The sequence below is a fragment of the Dysgonomonas sp. GY617 genome (assembly GCF_015233815.1).
Taxonomy (GTDB): domain Bacteria; phylum Bacteroidota; class Bacteroidia; order Bacteroidales; family Dysgonomonadaceae; genus Dysgonomonas_A.
Map to the genome: position 1 here is coordinate 85072 of NZ_JADCLR010000002.1, position 18558 is coordinate 103629.

General features: G+C 37.6%; 11 protein-coding genes. 7 read left to right on the forward strand and 4 right to left on the reverse strand.

All coding sequences use genetic code 11. The features are described 5' to 3' along the window. Window positions 1-38: 38 nt before the first annotated feature. Window positions 39-611 carry a Crp/Fnr family transcriptional regulator gene (locus IR022_RS04030; RefSeq protein ID WP_194202707.1) on the reverse strand — a complete coding sequence of 191 codons (573 nt, stop codon included), beginning with the start codon at window positions 609-611 and terminating at the stop codon, window positions 39-41. A 480-nt stretch (window positions 612-1091) separates the two neighbouring features. Between IR022_RS04030 and fumC the strand changes: the two genes are divergently transcribed. Then, window positions 1092-2492 (forward strand): class II fumarate hydratase, encoded by a 1401-nt coding sequence (gene fumC / locus IR022_RS04035; RefSeq protein ID WP_194202708.1) that lies wholly within the window; start codon window positions 1092-1094, stop codon window positions 2490-2492. A 550-nt stretch (window positions 2493-3042) separates the two neighbouring features. Further along, window positions 3043-11736, forward strand: coding sequence for a GH36-type glycosyl hydrolase domain-containing protein (locus tag IR022_RS04040; RefSeq protein ID WP_194202709.1), 8694 nt, complete (start codon window positions 3043-3045; stop codon window positions 11734-11736). 80 nt (window positions 11737-11816) lie between these two features. Here IR022_RS04040 and IR022_RS04045 read toward each other — a convergent pair whose 3' ends face one another. From IR022_RS04045 to IR022_RS04055, 3 genes are all read right to left on the reverse strand, one after another. After that, window positions 11817-12029 (reverse strand): hypothetical protein, encoded by a 213-nt coding sequence (locus tag IR022_RS04045; RefSeq protein ID WP_050709285.1) that lies wholly within the window; start codon window positions 12027-12029, stop codon window positions 11817-11819. A gap of 91 nt (window positions 12030-12120) precedes the next feature. Then, window positions 12121-13104 carry an alpha/beta hydrolase gene (locus tag IR022_RS04050; RefSeq protein WP_194202710.1) on the reverse strand — a complete coding sequence of 328 codons (984 nt, stop codon included), beginning with the start codon at window positions 13102-13104 and terminating at the stop codon, window positions 12121-12123. A 211-nt stretch (window positions 13105-13315) separates the two neighbouring features. Continuing rightward, the gene (locus tag IR022_RS04055; RefSeq protein ID WP_194202711.1) at window positions 13316-14536 is read right to left on the reverse strand and encodes an NAD(P)/FAD-dependent oxidoreductase; all 1221 of its coding nucleotides are present in this window, start codon (window positions 14534-14536) and stop codon (window positions 13316-13318) included. A gap of 101 nt (window positions 14537-14637) precedes the next feature. On the opposite strand from IR022_RS04055, the gene IR022_RS04060 reads away from it, so the two are divergent. From IR022_RS04060 to IR022_RS04080, 5 genes are all read left to right on the forward strand, one after another. Beyond that, window positions 14638-15219: a hypothetical protein gene (locus IR022_RS04060; protein WP_194202712.1), complete on the forward strand. Its 582-nt coding sequence runs from the start codon at window positions 14638-14640 to the stop codon at window positions 15217-15219. Between the two features lie 128 nt (window positions 15220-15347). Further along, entirely contained in the window at window positions 15348-15572 is a 225-nt protein-coding gene (locus tag IR022_RS04065; RefSeq protein ID WP_050709289.1) for a winged helix-turn-helix domain-containing protein, read from the forward strand. A gap of 190 nt (window positions 15573-15762) precedes the next feature. Further along, a complete protein-coding gene (locus IR022_RS04070) occupies window positions 15763-16899 on the forward strand; it encodes an NAD(P)-dependent alcohol dehydrogenase (RefSeq protein ID WP_194202713.1) in 1137 nt (378 codons plus the stop codon). A 99-nt stretch (window positions 16900-16998) separates the two neighbouring features. Then, window positions 16999-17445, forward strand: a complete 447-nt coding sequence (locus IR022_RS04075) for a VOC family protein (RefSeq protein ID WP_194202714.1) — start codon at window positions 16999-17001, stop codon at window positions 17443-17445. An 88-nt stretch (window positions 17446-17533) separates the two neighbouring features. After that, on the forward strand, window positions 17534-18484 hold the full coding sequence (locus tag IR022_RS04080) for a helix-turn-helix transcriptional regulator (protein ID WP_194202715.1): 951 nt from the start codon (window positions 17534-17536) through the stop codon (window positions 18482-18484). Window positions 18485-18558 lie beyond the last annotated feature (74 nt).

An 18558-nucleotide genomic window follows, 5' to 3' on the forward strand; every position in this document is an offset into this window, starting at 1 on the left:
GGAAATATTACCAAAGCAATAAAAAAAAGTCTAAGACTTTAGTATTTCTTTTTTCGGACTTCACTTAAGTATTCGGGTGTAAGCCCAAGAAATGAAGCTAGCATATATTGTGGTATTCGTTGAATGAATTCCGGGAAATTAGAACTGAAATGTAGGTATAGCTCTTCTTTAGATAGATCGTAAAGTAGTTTAATTCTTAATTGTGATGCAGCTACGGCTCTTTGCATGATAATTCTAAAATAGCGTTCCAATATGGGTACTTCCTTAAGTAGCTTCTCAAAAGATAGATGGTCAATTGCTAATATCTCGGACTTCTCGATAGCTTGTATGCTATATGCAGATGGTTTTTGGTCGGCAAAACTAAAATAATCGGTAATCCACCAATTCTCTAAAGCAAACTGAGTTATTTGCTCTGCACCTTTGTCTGTATAAAAGAACATACGTGCGCATCCTTTCTCTACAAAAAAGTATGATTTACAAACTTGTCCCTCTTCCAATAAGTATTCTTTATTCTTAAGGTGTACTCGCTTAAAATATTTAGAGACGGTTTTAATTTGATCTTCCTCTAATTTTATGTAACTTTGGATATGATGGATAAGGTCTGGATACATATTAGTTAATCATTTTCGTCTTGTTCCTTTTTTTCAAAGATACTTCAGATTTGCCAAGAGACATTCAAAAAAACGTAATAATTTGTGCTTAGTAAAACAATCTGATTGTTTGTTTTAGCTGTTCGGATAGCTACTTAATACTCCTATTTGTTATTTCAAAAGATCTTGTTCTACAAAACAATACGAGCTTAATCTTGTTTATATAATATAGACTTTATTTATTTTCGTTGTTATACCTTTTTTGAGTGTAGGGATAAATTTCAAAATTCTTTATGCTTAAAGAGGGAAGTGTTTGATTATGAAAATTAGAATGAAGAACCTAAATTATGACCACCTTAGATTGAGGCTTTAGACCTGTTTACTACTTTGGTCAGAATTGAAATATATGTTACTTGTTTTAAATATTAGTGTGTTAAAAGCTCACTGCCTCTTAATACACTCCGATTGTACTAGGATATAAACTCTAAAAAAACGTATAATATGGATTTTAGAATAGAGAAAGATACTCTGGGTGAAGTAAAAGTTCCATCAGATGCATATTATGGAGCTCAAACACAACGTAGTATCGATAACTTTAAGATTGCTCAGGATATTAACCGCATTCCCCGAGAAGTAATTCACGCCTTTGCTTATTTAAAGAAAGCCGCAGCTATAACCAATAAAGATGCAGGAGTATTGTCTGCCGATAAGTGCGATCTGATATCGCGTGTTTGCGATGAGATATTAGAACATAAACACGATAATTCGTTTCCCTTGGTTGTATGGCAAACGGGTAGTGGAACACAATCGAACATGAATGTAAACGAAGTAATTGCTAATCGTGGACATGTATTGAATGGAGGAAAACTATCAGATAAGGAAAAGGTTTTGATGCCTAATGACGATATAAACAAATCTCAATCATCGAATGATACGTTTCCTACTGCTATGCATATTGCTGCCTATAAGATGTTGATAGAGAAAACTATTCCCGGAATTGAAAAGCTGAGAAACACGCTTGCCGAAAAAAGCAAGCAGTTTATGTCGGTTGTGAAAATCGGACGTACCCATTTTATGGATGCAACACCTCTTACATTAGGGCAGGAATTTAGCGGATATGTAGCACAACTTGATCACGGATTGCGTGCGATAAAAAATACATTGCCTCACTTGTCAGAATTAGCTCTGGGAGGAACAGCAGTAGGAACGGGTATTAATACACCCCATAACTATTCTGAAAATGTAGCGGCGAAGATAGCCCAATTAACAGGTTTGCCATTTGTAACAGCACCCAATAAATTTGAAGCACTAGCTAGTCACGACGCTATTGTAGAAACTCATGGTGCATTAAAAACGGTGGCTGTAAGTTTGATGAAAATAGCTAATGATGTTCGGATGCTTAGTTCAGGTCCACGTTCGGGTATTGGTGAAATTCATATTCCTGAAAATGAACCGGGGTCGTCTATTATGCCCGGAAAAGTGAACCCTACTCAATGTGAGGCTTTGACTATGATTGCGGCACAAGTAATGGGTAATGATGTTGCTATAACCGTAGGTGGTGCTACGGGACATTTCGAGTTGAATGTATTCAAGCCTATGATTATCTATAATTTTCTTCATAGTGCCCGTTTGATTGGCGAGGGATGTGTAAGCTTTAACGACCATTGTGCGGTGGGTATTGAACCTATTCCTGAAACTATAAAAAAGAATCTTGATAATTCGTTAATGCTTGTTACTGCTCTTAATTCTAAAATAGGATATTATAAAGCGGCAGCCATTGCTCAGAAAGCTTATCAAGACAATACGACTTTAAAAGCGGCAGCTCTTGAATTAGGCTTTGTTACAGCCGAAGAATTTGATGAATGGGTTGACCCTCGAAAAATGGTAGGGAATCTTATTTAAGGTTATAAACTTTGTTATTGCTGGATTTACTCAGCAATAACAAAGTTGCCAATTGAAATGAAAAAAGAAATCTGGTAGAGATTGCTTTGTAAGAATCGGATTTAACCGATAGAAAATCAGCGAGACACGCTGATTACATAAATAACAACATCGGTTGTCGAATTAATACATTATTCGGACAATCAGCAAGGGAATCAATTATTTGAGATTATCTGAGCGAAAACTTAACTGTAAATAATACTTGCCTCTCTAACCTGTTTACTGAACCATAAGCTTCTACTATTGAGTGTTTTATTATTCACAAAATAGAACGGGTCAAAGAGCTTACTTCATACAACAACTAACTTACTCTAAAATAGCTTTTAAACTACATTATAGTAGTATTGGGCATTTATCTAACCAGTTTAAAGAAGGAGACAGATTCTATGCTCTCTTTTTTTAGAGCAGCGAAATGTATAAGATATACAAAACGATAGAATCTGTGAATTGTGTAATAACTAGCTAAAGTAGTGATCATTACTTTATAGCTGATAACGTAACTTTAAGAAATATGGATAAAATAAGGTATTTGCATAAAAAGACAGAAGAACAACCTTTACGTGATGAATTATTCACGATTGATCAGCTTATTCAGCACGCAAAAAAGCTTGCCTCAGAAGAAAAACTGACAAGCGGTCGGAAAGACAATTTTTTGCTCGAGCGACTCAATTACAATGATAAAGTATTGCGCGATTTTAATAAATCGACACTTATACTTAATAAGCAAGAAAATATTACTCCTGCTACTAAATGGCTGGTTGATAATTTTTATCTGGTTGAAGAACACGTTCAATTGGCTCGTCGACATTTTCCTAAAAAGTATAGTCAAGAATTGCCGTGTCTGGAAACAGGCGTGTCGAAAAGATTGCCTCGTGTTTATAGCATAGTATTGGAACTTCTTTCACATGTGGATGCTCAGATTGATAAAGAATCGTTGAAAGCTTTTATAGAGGCATATCAAACCAAATCTCATCTGAAATTGGGTGAGTTATGGGCTGTACCTATTATGCTTCGATTGGCACTTATCGAAAATTTACAGCGTATTGTAAGCCGTTTACGAGAGAAGCAGTCGCATCGAGATATTGCAAATGCGTGGGTAGATAAGCTTCAGCTTATGGCAAAGAAAAGACCTTCGAGACTTATCGAAGTGGTTTCTGATATGGCTAAGTCTAATATACCTCTTTCGAGTGCTTTTGTTTCAGAATTTTGTCAACGTCTTTCATCACAAAATCCAATGCTCCATATAGCCCGTAGATGGCTCGAACAAAGATTGGCGGAGGACGGACTGACTATTGAAGAACTTATCCATCTTGAAAGTCAATCTCAGGCAGCCGATCAATTGTCGGTAAGCCATAGTATTGGTAGCTTACGTGCATTAGCAGTTACAGATTGGAAAGTATTTGTAGAAACATTGAGTCTTGTAGAAATTACTCTTCGAAAGGACCCTAATAATATTTATGGTCAGATGGATTTCACCACTCGTGACCATTATCGCCATAGAATAGAAACAATAGCAAAATATTGCCCATCTTCGGAAGTTGAGGTTGCTGAGAGAGTAATTCAGTTAGCCGAAGAAGCGAAAAAACAGCAACAAGATGCTTTAAATACGCACATCGGCTTTTACTTAGTGGGAGACGGACAAGCTATTTTGAATAAGTCTTTGAAAGTAAAAGAGCCTTTGAATACGGTCTTAGGTAGAGGAATTCATAATTACCCCCTTATCTCTTATGGCGGGGGCATTGTTCTCCTTACTTTTGTTGGGGCTGGAGCGCTTATGGGTATCTTAGAAACCAGAGGTATATCATTCGATAACTGGAAAGCCATTCTCTTGTCTGTTATTTTTCTTTTGTGTGTTAGTCAGCTTGTTGTCGATTTGGTTAACTGGCTTACCATGATACTTGTAAAACCGAAGATATTACCCCGTCTCGATTTCTCAGAGGGTATTCCCCTTGAGTATCGTACAATGGTAGTTATTCCAACAATTATTTCGTGCCCTGATACAGTAGACCGATTAATAGATAATCTCGAATTACATTATTTGTCGAATAGAGATAAACGACTTCATTTTGCGCTTCTTACAGATTTCTCCGATGCTGACCAAGAAGTTATGGAGTCGGATGATACGATTCTAGAACGAGCCAGAAGGGGCATTCAGATGCTAAATGAAAAATATGTTACTGATAGTAACTCTGTTAATTCTATCTTTTATTTATTCCATCGTCCACGTCGTTGGAATTCGGGAGAAGATAAATGGATGGGATATGAGCGTAAGCGTGGAAAACTGATGGAGTTTAATGCCCTATTACGAGGGAAATCCGATAATGCGTTTTCTCTGATCGAAGGCGATACATCTATACTTTCGTCTGTGAAATACGTTATTACGTTAGATACCGATACACAATTGCCAGGCGATATAGCCTATCAGTTGGTAGGAGCAATGGCACATCCATTGAATCACCCTGTTATAGACCCAAAACGAAATGTTGTAGTCAATGGTTACGGTATTCTTCAACCTCGTGTGTCTATTAATCTGGTTAGTAGCCAACGCTCAATGTTTACACGTTTGGTATCAGGAGATCCGGGTATTGACCCATATACACGTGCTATTTCTGATGTATATCAAGATGTGTTCCGTGAAGGATCATTTGTTGGAAAAGGTATTTACGATGTGGATGCCTTTGAGCAAGTTTTAGCAGACAGACTTCCCGAAAATAAGATATTAAGTCACGACTTGTTAGAATCTACTTATGTGCGTTCGGCATTAATAAGTGATATAGAGCTGTATGAAGCCTATCCTCCCGGTTATAATATGGATGCAATTCGTCGTCATCGCTGGGTACGTGGCGATTGGCAGATTATTCAGTGGTTATTGCCATGGGTTCCCACTTTTCAAAAGAAAGCGGCTAAGAATCCTATATCTAGATTGGGCAGATGGAAGATGATAGACAATCTTCGCCGTAGTTTGTTACCACCTTCTTTTCTTCTGTTTTTAGTATTGTTTTATGTACTATTTCCTCAAAGTATATGGTTGATGCCTTTATTGGTAGGGATTATTGCTTTGTTGCCTGTCCTTTTAGGTTTATCAACCAATATTCTTTATAAATCGCAAGATCAGTCGTTGTTGATGCACTTGCAGGATGCTTTCAGAAAAAGCTGGCGTCAATTAAAACAAGTTCTGCTCTCATTGGTATTATTACCTTATGAGGCTTATCTAAATATGGATGCGATAGTGTCTACATTGTGGCGTTTATTAGTAACACACAAGCATCTGCTAAAATGGAAAACATCCATCGATGCAGAGCAAACAGCAGGTAATTCATTATCGAGTTTTTATTCGGCAATGTGGTTTTCTCCTGCTTTTGCAATAGTTTGCGCAGGACTTCTAGCCGTATTTGACCCTCTTTTGTTACTTTGTTCTTTCCCTGTTTGGATTGTTTGGGCAGCGGCTCCTTGTATTGCTTGGTTTATTAGTCGTCCTTTTGAACCGAAGAAACCTGATTTCTCAACAGAACAATCTTTGCTTTTGCATCGTATTGCCCGTAAAACATGGTACTTCTTCGAGACATTTGTAAATGCTAAAGAAAATTGGTTGGCTCCAGATAACTTTCAGGAAGTGCCCATACCAGTTATAGCATCGCGAACTTCGCCTACAAACATAGGTCTTTCTCTGTTGGCAAACTTGTCGGCATATGATTTTGGATACCTTTCGGCAGGAAAAATGCTGGAACGTACTCAGCTAACGTTTACAACAATGGGTGATCTGAAAAAGTATCGTGGACATTTATATAATTGGTATGATACACGTACTCTAGAACCTCTTCCTCCGTTGTATGTGTCGAGTGTTGATAGCGGAAACTTAGCAGGTCACTTGCTTACTTTAGGTGAGGGATTGAAAGAATTGAAAGATGCCCCTGTTTATACTCCGGTTATTTTTGCAGGCTTATTGGATACTGTACGTGTTATGAAGCGGTATACATTGAAAAATCCAGCAATAGCTCAGCTTGAAAAAGATTTGGAGGCAAGCCCTGAATCATTACAAGGAGCGCTTGCTCTGTTGAAGTCTGTAAAACATCAGACAGAAAGTCTAAGTAAGACATTGTCTCTCGAAAATAAAGAAGTAGAATCGTGGGTGCAAACCTTACAGAATAATATTGAAGATCATATAGAGGAGTTATTGTATGTTGCTCCTTGGTTACAAATAAATCAACCAACACCTCATGAAGGGTTCAATAATAAGTTGGATGAGATTATTACAAAACTTAAAGAACTAGATAAAGGTCTTACATTACGTGAAATCTGTAGATTGGAAGATTCTCTTTGTCTCTCTATAGAAGAAGAGTTAGTTAATCTTCGGAGTCTTAAAGATCCATCTGCTAAAGAACGCATAACTGCTTATTTGAATGCTTGGCTATCGGATCTACGCTTAGCTGTGAAACATGCTGCTCAAAGAATGCAAATAATAAAAGCATTGGCTGCACAGAGTGAATCTTTTGCACGAATGGATTTTGCATTTCTTTATAGCACTTCAAAAAAACTATTTGTTATCGGATATAATGTTAGCGAACAACGTATGGATAATTCGTCTTACGATATGTTAGCTTCAGAAGCCCGATTGTGTAGTTATGTAGCTATTGCACAAGGACAAGTTCCTCAGGAACATTGGTTCTCATTAAGCCGATTGTTAGTCGTGTCGCAAGGTAAGCCTGTGTTACTATCATGGAGTGGATCGATGTTCGAATATCTGATGCCTCTTTTAGTGATGCCTAATTTTGAACATACTTTGCTCGATCAGACTTATAAGGTGGCGGTTAAGGCTCAAATTGAATATGGTAAAACACTTGGAGTGCCTTGGGGTATCTCGGAGTCGGGATATAATAGAACCGATACTTCTCAGAATTATCAATATAAAGCATTCGGTATTCCCAGTCTGGGATTAAAACGAGGTCTGTCGGAAGACTTGGTAATAACGCCTTATGCTACCGTTATGGCATTGATGGTTCTTCCCAAGAAAGCATGCGAAAATATGCAACGCTTGAGTGAGACAGGTCACGAGGGAATGTATGGTTATTATGAAGCTATTGATTATACACCATTGCATCTTCGCCCCGATCAAAAGAGCGTAAATATTCATTCGTTTATGGTACACCATCAGGGTATGAGTTTGTTATCTTTGGTCAATCTGATAAAAGACAATTCTATGCAAAGGCGTTTTATGGCTTGTCCTATGCTTAAAGCTTCTGAGCTTTTGTTGCAAGAGCGCATACCTCATAATATATCAGAGACTGCGATATCCGATGACTCGGAATTCGAAATAAAAGGTCTGCATCCGCTATTGGTTGATAGCTCGGAAGTAGTCCGAAGCTTCCATGATATGGAGGTTGCTCCGGAAGTCAATCTATTATCAAACGGTCGTTATCATGTTATGGTAAGTAATAGTGGTAGCGGATATAGCCGTTGGCAAAATATAGCTGTTAATCGTTGGCGTGAAGATTCGACTAGCGATAATATGGGTATGTTTGTTTATTTGAGAGATAAAGATTCCGGAGAATTCTGGTCTACAACTTATCAACCCACTTTACATAAAGGTAAAAATGATGAGGCGATTTTTACGCAGGCGTATGCCGAATTTCGCCAACGACAAGGTGACTTAGAGGTACACACTACAATCTGTGTTTCGCCCGAAGATGATGTTGAATTGAGACGTATACGATTAATCAATCGTTCTCAAACATCTCGAACAATAGAGCTTACTACATATAGTGAAGTGGTAATTGCTCCTCAGGCAGCAGATGAGGCACATCCAGCCTTTAGTAATCTCTTTGTTCAAACTGAGTTTTTACCCGATTCTTCGGCTATATTATGTACCCGAAGGGCACGATCGGAGAATGAGAACCCTCCATATCTGTTGCATCTAATATTGGCTTCTGGTAATCAGCAGGGAGAAATCTCATGCGAAACAGACCGCTCAGCCTTTGTTGGTAGGGGACGTACTTTAGCCAATCCTTTGGCTATGGAGAATAAGGGACAACTGTCGAACAGCAGTGGTTCTGTGCTCGATCCAGCTATTTCGCTGCGTCGTACTGTAACTATTCCGGCAGGTAGAACCGTAACGGTATCTGTTTTGTTGGGAATGGCTGATACACGTGAAGTTGCCGTTGCTTTAGCCGATAAGTATCAAAATGCTCGTATGACCGAACGGGCTTTCGAATTGGCCTGGACGCATAGTCAGGTAGTTCTCAATCAACTTAGTATTGTAGAAACAGAAGCTCAATTATATAGTAAATTAGCCGGAGCCTTGGTGTATGCCAATGCTCAACGTCGTGCTTCTCAACCTATCTTGAAAAATAATAGACGAGGACAAGATGGGCTTTGGAGTTATAGTATTTCAGGAGATACACCTTTGGTGTTGTTGCGAATATCAGATGTTTCGGGTATAGAATTAGTCAGACAGATGGTACTTGCTCATGCTTATTGGCGTATGAAGGGCTTGACTGCCGAGCTGGTTATCTTGAACGAAGATGTTTCAGTGTATCGTCAATCGGTACACGATGAAATTGTCAATCTTATATCATCAGGTATAGAGGCTCCATTGTTGGAGAAAGCGGGAGGTATCTTTGTTCGTCGTATCGAGCAAGTTCCTCGCGAAGATATGTTATTGTTGCAAGCTGCAGCACGTATCGTTCTTTCGGATGAGTTGGGAACTTTGTCTAAACAATTGCAATCTCTTACTATTGCCGAGTTACAAGTTGCATCTTTCCATCCTACACATTCCGTTAGTACGAAAGTAGAGAAACCTCTTCTTAAAAGGGATTTGATCTTCGAAAACGGTTTGGGGGGATTCACACCCGATGGGCACGAATATGTTATAACTCTTGAAGCTGGACAAACTACACCTGCACCTTGGAGTAATGTGCTGGCAAATCAGCATTTTGGAACGGTTATTTCGGAGAGTGGAGGAGCTTATACTTGGGCAGAAAATGCACATGAGTTCCGTATTACACCTTGGAACAATGATCCGGTGAAAGATACTTCGGGTGAAGCTTTCTATATACGTGACGAGCAAACGGGAGAGTATTGGTCGCCAACACCACTTCCTGCAAAAGGAACAACTCCTTATGTGGTAAGACATGGGTTTGGCTATACCATATTTGAACATACCGAAAATGGTATTGAATCGGAATTCACGATGTATGTGGCTATGGATGCACCGATAAAATTTGGTGTACTGAAACTTAAGAACGTTTCGGGAAGACCTCGTAAAATATCTGTTACAGGATATTACGAATGGGTGCTTGCCGATTTGCGTCAGAAGAGTTTGCTGCATGTACAAACAGAAATAGATGTACGTACAGGAGTATTATTTGCCCGTAACTTCTACAATATAGGCTTTGCTGGTAAGATTGCCTTTATGGATGTGGGAGAAGCCCGAACATTAACGGGAGATCGTACCGAATTTATAGGTCAGAATGGAAGCCTTGCACAACCGGCAGCTATGAAACGCAGCCGCCTTTCGGGGAAAGTAGGTGCAGGACTAGATCCTTGTGGCGCTATGCAGGTAGTATTTGATCTGGCAGACGGGCAAGAACGCGATACTCGTTTCCGACTTGGTTTTGCTCATAATAAAGAAGAAATGCGCGACCTTGTTTTACGTTTCCGACATACGGGTGCAGCCAAGGAGGCATTAAAAGGTGTATGGGATTATTGGAATCGTACATTGGGAACCGTCAACGTAGATACTCCCGATGCTTCGGTAAATATGATGGCAAACGGATGGTTGTTGTATCAAACACTAAGTAGCCGTATATGGGCTCGTTCAGGATATTATCAATCGGGTGGGGCATATGGCTTCCGCGATCAGTTACAGGATGTAATGGCATTAGTACATGCCGAACCATCTATTACACGTAAGCAAATTCTTCGTGCAGCCAGCAGGCAGTTTGTGGAAGGTGATGTACAGCACTGGTGGCATCCGCCTATGGGACGAGGTGTGAGAACTCACTTCTCGGACGATTATCTATGGTTGCCTTATGTTACTTGCCGATATGTATCAGCTGTTGGAGATACGGGTATTCTTGATGAAAGAGTATCATTTATCGAGGGGCGGTTACTGCATCCTGATGAAGAATCGTACTATGATTTACCGGGACGTTCACAAGAATCGGCTACTCTCTATGAACATTGCGTAAGAAGTATTAAATACGGACTTAAATTCGGGGTACATGGTTTGCCGCTAATTGGTTGTGGTGACTGGAATGACGGTATGAACCTTATTGGAGAAAAAGGACGAGGCGAAAGTGTCTGGCTCGGATTTTTCCTATATGATGTATTACTTAAATTCTCGAAAATAGCAACTCTTCGCAATGATACAGCATTTGCCGATCATTGTATAGAACAAGCCAGAGTGTTGAGAAACAACATAAGGGAGCAAGCTTGGGATGGTGAATGGTATCGCCGTGCTTATTTTGATAATGGTGAACCTCTAGGATCGAAAGTGAATGATGAATGTCATATTGATTCACTTCCTCAAAGTTGGTCTATAATAAGTGGAGCAGGAGATCCCGAGCGATCGTTGATGGGGATGGAGCAAGTTGAGAAACAACTTGTTCGCCGTGAGGATAAATTAATCCAATTATTTACAGCTCCGTTCGATAAGTCAGATCTCAATCCTGGTTACATCAAAGGATATATTCCCGGGGTACGCGAAAATGGCGGACAATATACACATGGTGCTATTTGGACAGTTCTTGCCTTTGCTTTGATGGGTGAAACCGAGAAGGCATGGGAGCTCTTCGGATTGCTAAATCCGGTAAATCATGGAGATACAGCCGAGAATATTGCAACTTACAAAGTAGAGCCTTACGTGATTGCTGCTGACGTATATGCTGCTGAAGGGCATCTCGGAAGAGGTGGTTGGACATGGTATACCGGTTCTGCAGCATGGATGTATCGTTTGTTGGTCGAGACTCTATTGGGTATAAATCTAATGGGAGATAAATTACAATTATTACCTCAATTACCTCAGAAATGGGATAGTTATAAAATCCATTATCGTTATAAAGATACAGTGTATCATATTACAATTCTACGGATAAAAGATTCGTCATTGCCTCGTCTGATTTTTGATGGGCAACAACAAGAGAACAAAGATACTTTTGTGATGATAGATGACCGAAAAGAACACTTTGTAGATTTGTGGATTGTGTAATAAATTATACTAATAAACAAAGAAAGAGGATAATCAATTGATTATCCTCTTTCTCTTTTAAATCAGGTAACTATTTAGTTTTACTTCTTTCCTATAGTATCTTCTACACGTTCCTTGATGTATTCAGCTTCGTGCTTTGCTGCATCTGCAGCAATTCTTAAATTCCTTTTAGACTTGCTCAAGAATTTATCAACTTCATCGCAACAACAGTCAAGTTGTCCGTCGTTATACATCTTTCGAACTAAACAAATAATTCCTATACCTATTCCTACTCCTAAAATTACTTTTTTCATAACTGTATAAATTAATAGTTTATATTTTATGGCTTAGCGCCTTTGATTTTGATTGTTTCTATTCTCGGATAAACAATAAAAAATTTAGACCTTATTTTAAGTAATGTTTTAATACTGCTGCTGTATATGTAAATAAAGAACGTGTTTGCGGTATAGCTGCATATCCGTTTAATAGTCCAAAGTCGTGGATAACACCATTGTAGCGAACTGTTGTTACATCTACACCCGCTTCATCTAGTTTACGTCCAAGAGCTTCAGCTTCATCTCTTAAAATATCGTTTTCGGCTACCTGAATAACAGTAGGCGGTAAACCTTTCAATTCACTTAATGAAGCTTGTAATGGAGCTAAATATATTTCTTTACGTTCTTTAGGGTCGGTTGTATATTGATCGAACATCCACTTCATCAAAGAAGAAGTAAGAAATCTTTGCTCAGCATATATTTTGTATGAATCGGTCTCAAAATTAGTGTCTGCCACAGGCCATAATAGAACTTGAACTTTAATTTCGGGGCCTTTATTCTTCTTAGCCATCAAGCTAGTTGCGATTGACATATTTCCGCCGACACTATTCCCTACTAACGCAAGGCGTTTACCATCTACATTTATTTCATTACCATGCTCAGCGACCCATTTGGTGGCCTCGTAAATTTCATGAATAGCTTGTGGATATTTAGCCTCGGGTGAAGGAGTATAATTAACAAATACTGCAGCGTATCCCGATTCTACAACCAAGTCGCGAACCATGCGTTTATGCGTTGGGTAATCTCCTAATATCCATCCTCCTCCGTGAGTGAAAATAAAAACTGGTAGTTTTTCTTTTACTCCTTTAGGGCGAACGATGGTTAACTTAAGAGTCTGAGAATTATATGTTATCGTCTTTTCTGATTCTTCAATGCCTGAGACATCTACTTTTACCCCTGCCTGAACAGTTGTGAGTACATTACGGGCATCCTCTTTTGAGAGGGTTTCAACTGCCGGACCTCCACCATTCAGAACTTTTAAATATTCCTTAGTTTCGACATTCAGATGTGGATCTTTCAGATAATCCGGAGCTTTTTGATTTTTATTTTCCATAATTGTTTTATTAAAGTCGTATTGTATTTAAACCGCCTACGTCTGTAAAAAGTTTTGTGTTTTGAGTCTATTTAACTGTTATTGAGGAAATAGTATATATATAAGTAAATGAAAGTATTTAATGATACACTCATTAATTGTAGTGGATTGTTATTGTTTTGAATATTAGAGTTATAGATGGGTTTTCTGCTTTGTGTTATTTGTTTACTTGCTATCGGGTTTTAGAATCACGTTCAAAACCAAAAACAGCTCCTCTAGGGTCAGTTTTTCCTTCAAGTTTATTCCTTATCATTTGAGCTGCGTTTATGCTAAAGGTAATGCCATTGCCGCCATACCCGAGAGCGAAGAACATTCTGTCTTTACCCGGCCATGTTCCGATATATGGTAGTCCGTCTTTTGTCGAGCTGAATGTTCCACACCATGACATATCGGTAACAAAAGGTATTTTGGGGAATAGCTTTTTAAACTTTTTTTCGAGAATTACAGTTTTTTCTCTTAAGAGATTATCGCGTTTTACAGGGTCTTTAAATTCTTCATCTTCACCACCTACCATAATCCTATTTTTATTAGTGGTGCGGATATATAAATAAGGGTCTTTTGTTTCCCAAATAAGGCTTTTTTCGTACCATAAATATTCGGGTAGTACAGGTTGAGAGATTATAACATAGGTAGAAGTAAGTTTCATTACCTGCTTGGGAAGAAACTTACCTGCTTCGAATCCGGCAGCTATTACTACATACTTACATTTTATGGTTTTCCCTTTCGTTGTTGATAGTTCATAACCTTTTGTAGTTTCAGTCCATTGGTCTATTTCTGTATGGGTATATACTTTCAGGTTATCTTTTTTTCTGTGATAATCCAAAAGGGTTATAGCAGCTAAATAAGCATCTATTTGTGCGGATTCTTTATTCATTAAAGCTCCCGGAGCGTCAATATCGTATTTCTTCTTTAAATCTTTACTGTTTAAAAATGTGACGGGTAGGTTGTGTTTCTTACGTATTTCAAACTCTTTCTCAATTAGAGATAAACCTTGCTTGTTACTTGCATAATAAACACTAGGAACTCTTTCAAAATCAGGATTGATGCCAATGTCGGTAAATATTTTCTCAATGTCTGTAATTCCCTGTAAACACGATCGGTATGCCAAAACTGCTTTCTCCTCTCCCAGTTCTTTAGCCATTTTATATAGAGGCACATCTATTTCATACTGCAATAATGCGGTGCTTGCTGAGGAACTTCCGGTTGTGAGGGTACGTTTGTCAACTACACAGCATTTTAGTCCGGCTTCACATAATTCGTGAGCAACTAAAGCTCCTGTAATCCCTGACCCAATAATTGCAACATCAATTGTGATATCTTTTTCCAGAGGATTAAAATAATCATAAAGAGGATTTTTTATAATCCAATAAGGTAGTCCTGAGTGTAAATCCATAGTTCTCTGTATATTCGTTTATATGTAAAGAACCAATTGGTGCAGACATTTGTTTATTGTTGATATTAGTTCCTTTGATTTATTAACATAAAATTTTCCAAATGAAAGATTCCAATCGCTTTTTGAAATATTTCTTGTATATCTCTTTGATTATTATAGGTCTTATTGTTGGTGTAGCTGTTCGTCATTATTATAATATACCTATTGCTGAAACCATCAATATGGTAGATTTAGGAACTTTGGTGGTTACCATTTTTCTAGCTGTTTATATTCCGGAAGTATTAGACCGAAAATTACAGATAAAAAGAGATAAAAAAGATCTGATTGAGAAGCGTATTGAAGAATTACAAGCATTGTACAGAAGAATGAATTTGGTAGTACAAAGCGAGCAGATATTAAAGCCGAAGGATTTTCGCGTAATCAAAAATACGTCAGATATAACTCAGCATAAATTAGAAACTATTATTACATTATTGACATATTCCAATATGCATACTTCCTTCACCGAAGATATAAAGAATATAAGAAAGTTGTGTAAAGAGCATCAAGATTTACTTTGGTCTGAAGATATGGAAGATGAAGGATTTTGCTATGCCGAAGATATACAAGAAAAAGAAGAATTACTATATAATAAGATTGACGAAACTACTTGTCTACTGATATTTAAGATAAGTGAGGCTTAAGTTTAACAAATCTTATGTTTCTTGACATAGAAGATATGTTTTGAACATTTTAAAAGAAAAATTGAACATTAGATTTTGCTGTTTTTTGTGCATTTTTGTTAAAAGAGAAACCACAAAAATTAATTGATATGTTGAAAAAAGATATTGGTATTGATGCGGGAGCTATTTGGAGACATCTTTCAGAGAAGGGTATATTATCTGTACGCCAAATTGGAGAATTAACCAATTATCGAGATGGATTGATACTAATGGCTTTGGGATGGTTGGCAAGAGAAAATAAGATATATTTCTTAGAGAAAAACGACGCCTTGTATGTTGAGTTGGTTCCGTCTTCTCCCGAAATGTATTATTGATTGAGGATTAAGTCCATGATAATAAAACTACTTATTGTCATGGACTTTATTTTTTTATTTAAACTATATTTTTAGAATTAGATAATCGCATTGATGATGTGAAATTTAGATCTTTTTAGTAGGGTTTTTCTGTTCTGACCGATCATATTAAATAGAGAGAAATTGTCTATTCATTTAACACCGATTACCTATGAAAAAATTACCCCTGCACATTCTATTATCTTTAGTATTCCTATTATTTTGCAATTATCTTCATTCACAGACCAATCATTCACACGATGAACGAATCAAGACTAAAGGTTATGCCGGAATGGATGCCAAAAGCGATCTTGTTCCATACGAGTTTGAACGTCGTGCGGTTGGCAACAACGATATTCTGATTGATATTCTTTATTCAGGTATTTGCCATTCAGATATACATACTGTTAAAGGTGATTGGGGCGATACCCCTTATCCTTGCGTTCCGGGGCATGAAATTGTGGGACGTGTAACCAAGGTGGGTAAAAATGTACATAAATTTAAGGTTGGCGATATTGCCGGAGTGGGTTGTATGGTAAATTCGTGTGGTGAATGCGAATACTGTAAAGCTTGTGAAGAGCAATTTTGTACAAAAGGTGCTACATTTACCTATGGCAGTAGCGAAGACGAGGGATATACAAAAGGTGGCTATTCTACAAATATTGTTGTTAAAGAATCATTTGCTATAACTGTTCCTGATAATGTACCATTAGATAAAGTGGCCCCCCTTCTTTGTGCAGGTGTAACTACTTATTCGCCGTTGCGTTATAATCATGTCAAGAAAGGCGATAAGGTTGCTGTTGCAGGATTTGGAGGCTTAGGACATATGGCAGTGCAATATGCTATATCGATGGGGGCGGAAGTTACGGTCTTCGATATAACAGACGATAAGCGTCAAGTTGCCTTAGATATGGGAGCCGTAAAATATGTGAATACAAAGAATGAGGGAGAAATGAATGGATTGAATAATTCGTTTAATCTGCTTATCAGTACTATTCCTTTTGCTTTTAAGGTAGAACCATATTTGGCTATGCTTAAAGTGGATGGAACAATGGTGCTTTTGGGCGTACCTCCCATAGATCAAACTCCAACATTGAGCACATATGCTTTGTGGAACAGACGTAAAATATATCATTCGCTTATTGGTGGCATTCGCGAAACACAAGAAATGCTGGATTATTCGGTTAAAAACAATATTTATCCAAAAGTGGAGGTTATTCCTATTCAGAAGATTAATGAGGCATATAAGAATGTATTGGATGGAAAAGTGCAATTCAGATATGTGATAGATATGGCGTCATTAAAATAAGGCGTCAGGCCTATTGTTCTTTTATTAAATTTTCTTTTTTGCTACTGACATAAGGCTGTCACTTGTTGCTTATACTTTTGCTGATGATAACAAAGTATAATGAATAAAACAAGAAAAATTATGTTAGTAAAAGCCTACATTACATTTGACGGACAAGCCGAAGAAGCTCTTAATTTCTACAAAGAAGTGTTTAACGGGAAAATAGAAAATATGATCCGTTATGGAGAAGGCAAGGGTGATACTACTGCCGATCAATTGGACGAAAATACTAGAAAACGCATTGAAAATGCCCGACTCGATTTTGGTCGTAATTGTTTTAATGTTTCGGATATTCTACCCGGTGAAAAATTTATTGTTGGTAATAATATTCATCTCGATATTGTTTTTTTTGATGATAAAAATGTAAAAGAAACTTTCGATAAACTGGCAGTAGGTGCAGAGATAATTGAACCTTTAGGAGAAAAACCTTTTTCGCCAAATTATGGCAATCTGACAGATAGATTTGGTATTAACTGGAGTATCATGCAAATGCCGAAACATAATTAAAAGATTTAGATAAGAGAATGTGTGACCTGCTTATACAGGCAGCACATTCTTTTTATATCTTTATTGACACTCTCAATTGAACTGCCGAATGAACCGATTAGAACGAATATCTTCCATACTTGTGCAATTACAATCCCGATCGGTAATTACTGCGCAGCAAATAGCGGATCGATTCGATATTTCTCTGCGTACAGTTTATCGCGATATACGAACGCTCGAAGAAGCAGGCATTCCCATTATCGGAAATGTGGGTATCGGTTATTCCCTAGTTGATGGTTATAAACTACCCCCATTGATGTTTACACGTGAAGAAGCGATTGCATTTCTTACTGCTGAAAAGTTTATCGAAAAGATGAGCGATTTGCAAAATGTACAATCCTATAAGTCGGGGATGAGCAAAATAAAAGCCGTTCTAAAATATGTTGAAAAGGATTATCTCTCGGATGTTGAAGATAATATAAGTATTTTGGGTAAAAGTGATACAGGTAGAGAGCTTCCAACGGCGATAACACAATGCATTCTTAAAAGTATTTCAGAACGAATAGTGATGCGTATTAGTTATTCTTCTAACGAAAATATGTCTGAAAGAGATATAGAACCCATCGGATGTTTTTACAGCCAGATAAATTGGTATATGGTGGCATTTTGTAGATTGAGAAACGATTATAGAAGCTTTCGTATTGATAAGATAAATAGTTTCTCCCTAACGGATGAGTCTTTTTCAAAAGAACATTTATCATTGCCTCAATACATTGAAAAATACAGATTGCAAAAGGATATTTATGAAGTAATTATTCGAGTAAAGAGTTCTGACCTAATAACGATCAACGATTATAAATATTATCATGGTTGGTTGAAGGAGGAAGTAGAAGACGATTATACAGACATATATTTCAGAATATTCAACTTAGAGCATTTTGCCCGTTGGTACTTATCGTTTGCAGATATTGCAGATGTTTTACAACCCGCTATACTGCAGGAGAAAGTGAAAGATCAGATCAATTTACTACTAAATAGATATTCAGGAAATAGAAGCTGAAACTCCTCGCCTTAGGTTCGTGAAATAAGGAACTAGCTATTTTATATCAGTTATTTACCATCTTTTTCTACTTT

Excerpts from the sequence above, each read along its gene's own strand:
- IR022_RS04070 (WP_194202713.1), top strand. The coding sequence starts at position 15,763 with ATGAAAAAATTACCCCTGCACATTCTATTATCTTTAGTATTCCTATTA.
- IR022_RS04050 (WP_194202710.1), bottom strand. The coding sequence starts at position 13,104 with ATGGAAAATAAAAATCAAAAAGCTCCGGATTATCTGAAAGATCCACAT.
- IR022_RS04075 (WP_194202714.1), top strand. The coding sequence starts at position 16,999 with ATGAATAAAACAAGAAAAATTATGTTAGTAAAAGCCTACATTACATTT.
- IR022_RS04080 (WP_194202715.1), top strand. The coding sequence starts at position 17,534 with ATGAACCGATTAGAACGAATATCTTCCATACTTGTGCAATTACAATCC.
- IR022_RS04060 (WP_194202712.1), top strand. The coding sequence starts at position 14,638 with ATGAAAGATTCCAATCGCTTTTTGAAATATTTCTTGTATATCTCTTTG.
- fumC (WP_194202708.1), top strand. The coding sequence starts at position 1,092 with ATGGATTTTAGAATAGAGAAAGATACTCTGGGTGAAGTAAAAGTTCCA.
- IR022_RS04065 (WP_050709289.1), top strand. The coding sequence starts at position 15,348 with ATGTTGAAAAAAGATATTGGTATTGATGCGGGAGCTATTTGGAGACAT.
- IR022_RS04045 (WP_050709285.1), bottom strand. The coding sequence starts at position 12,029 with ATGAAAAAAGTAATTTTAGGAGTAGGAATAGGTATAGGAATTATTTGT.
- IR022_RS04040 (WP_194202709.1), top strand. The coding sequence starts at position 3,043 with ATGGATAAAATAAGGTATTTGCATAAAAAGACAGAAGAACAACCTTTA.
- IR022_RS04030 (WP_194202707.1), bottom strand. The coding sequence starts at position 611 with ATGTATCCAGACCTTATCCATCATATCCAAAGTTACATAAAATTAGAG.
- IR022_RS04055 (WP_194202711.1), bottom strand. The coding sequence starts at position 14,536 with ATGGATTTACACTCAGGACTACCTTATTGGATTATAAAAAATCCTCTT.